This is a genomic window from Affinundibacterium danionis (genome assembly GCF_042432465.1).
GTDB lineage: Bacteria > Pseudomonadota > Gammaproteobacteria > Burkholderiales > Burkholderiaceae_D > Undibacterium > Undibacterium danionis.
Genome location: NZ_JBHLXJ010000027.1, coordinates 1 through 4791, shown reverse-complemented (window position 1 = coordinate 4791; position 4791 = coordinate 1). Strand labels below are relative to the sequence as shown.

4 protein-coding genes are annotated in these 4791 nt (G+C 45.9%); 2 read left to right on the top strand and 2 right to left on the bottom strand.

Features of this window, described 5'->3' with window-relative positions; genetic code table 11:
* Positions 1-538: 538 nt before the first annotated feature.
* Positions 539-1531, bottom strand: coding sequence for an NAD(P)/FAD-dependent oxidoreductase (locus ACFFJH_RS18055; protein ID WP_390214371.1), 993 nt, complete (start codon positions 1529-1531; stop codon positions 539-541).
* 190 nt (positions 1532-1721) lie between these two features.
* On the bottom strand, positions 1722-2177 hold the full coding sequence (locus ACFFJH_RS18050; RefSeq protein WP_189344221.1) for a CBS domain-containing protein: 456 nt from the start codon (positions 2175-2177) through the stop codon (positions 1722-1724).
* Between the two features lie 259 nt (positions 2178-2436).
* Here ACFFJH_RS18050 and ACFFJH_RS18045 point away from each other — a divergent pair, with 259 nt between their 5' ends.
* Together ACFFJH_RS18045 and ACFFJH_RS18040 are read left to right on the top strand one after the other, a co-directional pair.
* Positions 2437-3747 carry an O-acetylhomoserine aminocarboxypropyltransferase gene (locus ACFFJH_RS18045; RefSeq protein ID WP_390214370.1) on the top strand — a complete coding sequence of 437 codons (1311 nt, stop codon included), beginning with the start codon at positions 2437-2439 and terminating at the stop codon, positions 3745-3747.
* A 1-nt stretch (position 3748) separates the two neighbouring features.
* Positions 3749-4555, top strand: a complete 807-nt coding sequence (locus ACFFJH_RS18040; RefSeq protein WP_390214369.1) for an alpha/beta fold hydrolase — start codon at positions 3749-3751, stop codon at positions 4553-4555.
* The last annotated feature ends 236 nt before the right edge of the window (positions 4556-4791 follow it).

Here is a 4791-nt window from a genome sequence, read left to right as displayed (position 1 = left end):
TTCAGTGTAAAGGTTTAGACGAACATCGAGAACGAAAACGACGACAAAAGGAGGAAATAATGAAACAACTTCAAACACAATTATTTACATGAAACTGTCAAGAAAATTATTCCGGACAGCAGTGCGCCTTCGCGGGAATGACGATAGATGTAACTAGGCTTAGCTGAGAGGTGCAACTTAATCTACCGGCTTACATTTTTCTATTAGCGGTAGATGGTCACTGCTTTTGAATTTGCATTTGACTCTGCTTTTGATCTTCACCCACTTCTGACACTGCCAATTGTGCGAGACAGAAAATGGATAAAGAAAGCTTCGTTGTCTGAGCGTAGCGAGTTTCGAAGCTTTCCCATTTTTTGTCTTGCACAATTGAGAAGCCGAAGGCCAGTGGCTGTCGGGCCACACCCGACCTGTGAACGATGAGTTTTTGTAACAATAAATATGGGAAGTAAAATGAAAAAACTCATTTACAAATAAAGCGAACTCGCGCGTGGGCAGAAAATCCTGCACACGCTACTACATCATCAACAATCCACCACAATCACCCAATTTCCTGCGCCAACCCCAAACCACTCAAAAACGCATTCTCCACTCGCCCACCGCCCTCCAACCCAGCAGAAAACCAATCACCACACACCCCAATTTTCGCCTTAGCATCCCACAAGAACGATTCAGCTAAAGGCGAATCGGCCTGCGCATAGCGCCAACGATGTGTGACTGCGTGAATGGCTTGAATAGGTGACCCGGTCGCTTCATGAAAAGCCTTAGATAACTTTTCTTTCGCACGCTCATGATCATCTTCTAAATGCTCGATACTCCAAGCGGCAGTGGCGTGGCAGACCCAACGTTCACCGGCACGATGATCAGGCTTAGACGTATCGCGAGCAATCCATCCCAGGCGAGAATTCGCCACCCATGCTCCGTCGTAATCCAGATTTAAAGGATGTTGGAAACCCAGCATCAATACCCAGCATGGCTGCAAATGCACGCCTGTCACTGTTTGACTAAAACTTGCATGGTCTTTCAACAAAGCAGAGGCTTGTTCTGGTGGAATCGCCATAATCACCGCATCAAATGGACCTGCAGATGCAGCGACCGGAATGTCCTCGGTTTTAACCGATAAGATCCACTGATCACCATGGGCTTCTAATGCAAGCACCTGCTGCTCTAGGCGCACATCTAATCCGTGTGCTAATTGCTTGCCTAGCGAACTCATGCCAGGCACAGGCACAAAACGTTGAGTACCCTTGGCAACGGCGCTTGTTTTTCCATGATCAAGATTCACTAACTTACTTTCCCAAGGTACTACCCATTCCAATTTACGCCAATCAGCGACTTCTTTTTTGAAGCGATCTGAACTCGCGGTGAAATATTGTGCACCGTGATCAAAGCCACCGAGTTCGGTTTGTCGTGTACTCATACGTCCGCTGACGCCACGACTTTTTTCATACACAGTGACATGATGTCCTTGTGCCTGACATTGACGGGCTGCGGTTAATCCAGCTAAACCTGCACCGATGATGGCTACCTGCATATGCTTCTCCTTATTTTTATGGATTTCTCAAACTGATATTCACTCAACAATTCACTCAACTTAACTACACTACTTATTAATATTCCTTACTTAACATAGTCTTTCTTAAAATTTAATCTATCAAATCATCCCCTCGTAAAATGGATAGGCAAAAAAAAACCCACAATTCGCATCGTGGGTTTCGCACTATTTATGACTGTTCTTTTTCATCCTCAACAGGCCAATCGCGGATGTAGGCCTTCAACATCTTGTTCTCAAAACTTTGTGCTTCTAATACGGCACGCGCAACATCATAAAACGAAATCACGCCCATCAAGGTCTTTGCATCCATTACCGGCAAATAACGTGAATGTTTCTCTAACATCATACGACGTACTTCATTCACTTCGGTCTCAGGGGTTACCGTCATTGGGTGGTCATCCATATATTTGCGTACTGTACCGTCGCCAAGCGCACCACCATTTTTATGTACCGCACGTATGACTTCGCGGAAAGTTAGCATCCCCACCAGATCACCGAACTCCATGACGATCAAAGAGCCGATGTCTTTTTCTTCCATAAAGCTCACCGCTTCTTTCATCGGTGTATCAGGCGTAATGGTAAAGAGAATATTTCCCTTCACTTGCAGAATTTCAGAAACTTTCATTTTATTCCTCCGATCTGGTAATGCATTACGGCCAATATGCTGTCAAACACTCAAGACTCAGCCTACTTGTCTTTGCTTTCTTTCATCTAATGTATCGCAAGCATCCAGAAAAATCTAGTGATAAAGAACAAGTATTTTTGAATTAATGCAGTATCTCAGGCTAACTGTGGTTTGACGAAATTGAAAGCTAAGTCAAGTCTTTTCAAAAACATGCCAAGTGCGTAGGATGTCGGCATCCAATTAGGGAGAATACCAGTTTATGAGCGGTCCAAAATACCCAGGCTTTGACACCATGTCATTGCATGCCGGCGCTGCAGCCGATCCAGACACAGGAGCACGCGCAACACCTATTTATTTCACCTCTTCATTTGAATTTAAGGACTCTGATCATGCGGCTTCTTTATTCAATATGGAACGCGCTGGACATGTTTATAGCCGCATTACCAATCCGACCAATGCGGTCTTAGAAGAGCGCATGGCTGCACTAGAAGGCGGTGTCGCTGGCCTTGCGGTCGCCAGCGGGCAAGCAGCGCTACATCTTGGATTATCAACGATTGCTGGTGCCGGCTCGCACATCGTTGCTTCGCGCGCGCTATATGGTGGTTCGCATAATTTGCTGGCTTACACCATGAAACGTTTTGGAATCGAAACGACTTTTGTCGATCCACGCGATCTTGACGCTTGGCGTAATGCGATACGCCCGAATACCAAAGTTTTCTTCGGCGAGACTTTAGGCAATCCAGGTTTGGATGTGTTCAACATTCCCGCCATCGCAGAAATCGCACATGAAAACCACCTACCACTGATGCTCGATTCTACTTTCACCACGCCTTACTTATTACGCCCATTTGAACACGGCGCGGATTTGGTCTATCACTCGGCGACCAAATTTTTGTGCGGACACGGCACCGCAATTGGCGGCGTCTTAGTCGATGGCGGCACATTCGACTGGCAAGCAGCCTATGAAAAAACAGGTCGCTTCGCAGAGTTGTGTGAACCTTACGAGGGATTTCATGGCATGGTATTTAGCGAAGAATCGACGGTCGGCGCATTTTCATTAAGAGCCCGGCGTGAAGGTCTGCGTGACTTTGGTGCTTGCATGAGTCCACATAATGCCTTCGCAATTTTACAAGGCATAGAAACGCTGGGGTTGCGTATGGATAGACACGTTGCCAATACACGCAAGGTGGTTGAATTCTTATCTTCGCATCCTGCGATTGATAGCATCGCATTTCCAGAATTAGAATCCCATCCCGATTATGAACTCGCCAAAGCCTTACTGCCGAAAGGTTGTGGTTCGGTCTTTAGTTTCAATATCAAAGGCGATCGCGCCGCGGGTCAACGCTTTGTCGAATCTTTGAAAGTTTTCTCGCATCTAGCGAATGTGGGCGACGCAAAATCTTTGGTGATTCATCCAGCTTCCACGACACACTTCCGTGTACCCGCTGAACAGTTAGCAGCTTCCGGCATCAGCGAAGGCACGATCCGTCTTTCTGTCGGATTAGAAAATGTCGATGATCTGATAGAAGATCTCGCCCGTGGTTTAAAAATGGCACAGAAAGGCAAATAAGATGCATCTGACGATACAGAGTAAAGAAGTGTATGCGTACACAGGTGGCAAAGCCTTCAATCCGAATTTACCAACCATCATCTTAGTACATGGTGCACAAAACGATCACTCGGTTTGGGCAATGCAATCGCGCTATTTAGCTCATCATGGATTTAGTGTGCTGGCGATTGATCTACCGGGTCATGGCCGCAGTGCCGGCCCCGCATTAAGCAGCGTGGAGAAACTGGCACATTGGCTATTAGAATTGATCGAGCTCAGTGGTGTGCAACAAGCCTATGTGGCTGGTCACAGTATGGGCTCATTGATCGCATTAGAGGCGGCCAGCATTGCACCTGAGCGCATACAAAAACTAGCATTGCTCGGCACTGCCTTTCCGATGAAAGTGTCGGATGCCTTATTGTTTTCAGCGCAGCATGATGAGCAATCAGCGATTGATATGGTGAATATTTTCTCTCATAGCAGTAATGCACATAAGCCGTCTTGCCCTGGTCCTGGTTTCTCGGTGATGAATGGCAGTATGCGCTTAATGCAAAGAATCTCCGCGATCAATCCCGATCAAGTTTTTTTCAATGACTTCACTGCTTGCAATACGTATTTGAACGGTGAAGAAGCAGCGAAAAAAGTAAAATGCCCGACGCTGTTTTTATTTGCGCGTCAAGACATGATGACTCCAGTTAAAGCCAGTACTTTGCTTTCGAATGCGATCAGCGATAAACAAATTCATATCATCGAAAATTGTGGACATTCGATGATGAGTGAACAAGCTGATGCTGTATTGGATGCTTTATATGGTTTTATGAAGAACTAGATTGAAACAGTCTCACTACGATCTTAAATTATTTTTGCTGTCGTTCCCGCGAAGGCGGGAACCCAGTGTCGTCGTTCCCTTTAAGACAAAGTCACTAGATTCCCGCCTTCGCGCACTGCTGTCCGGAATAATTTTCTTGACAGTTTCATGTAAATAATTGTGTTTGAAGTTGTTTCATTATTTCCTCCTTTTGTCGTCGTTTTCGTTCTCGATGTTCGTCTAAACCTTTACACTGA

Excerpts from the sequence above, each read along its gene's own strand:
- ACFFJH_RS18050 (WP_189344221.1), bottom strand. The coding sequence starts at position 2,177 with ATGAAAGTTTCTGAAATTCTGCAAGTGAAGGGAAATATTCTCTTTACC.
- ACFFJH_RS18045 (WP_390214370.1), top strand. The coding sequence starts at position 2,437 with ATGAGCGGTCCAAAATACCCAGGCTTTGACACCATGTCATTGCATGCC.
- ACFFJH_RS18055 (WP_390214371.1), bottom strand. The coding sequence starts at position 1,531 with ATGCAGGTAGCCATCATCGGTGCAGGTTTAGCTGGATTAACCGCAGCC.
- ACFFJH_RS18040 (WP_390214369.1), top strand. The coding sequence starts at position 3,749 with ATGCATCTGACGATACAGAGTAAAGAAGTGTATGCGTACACAGGTGGC.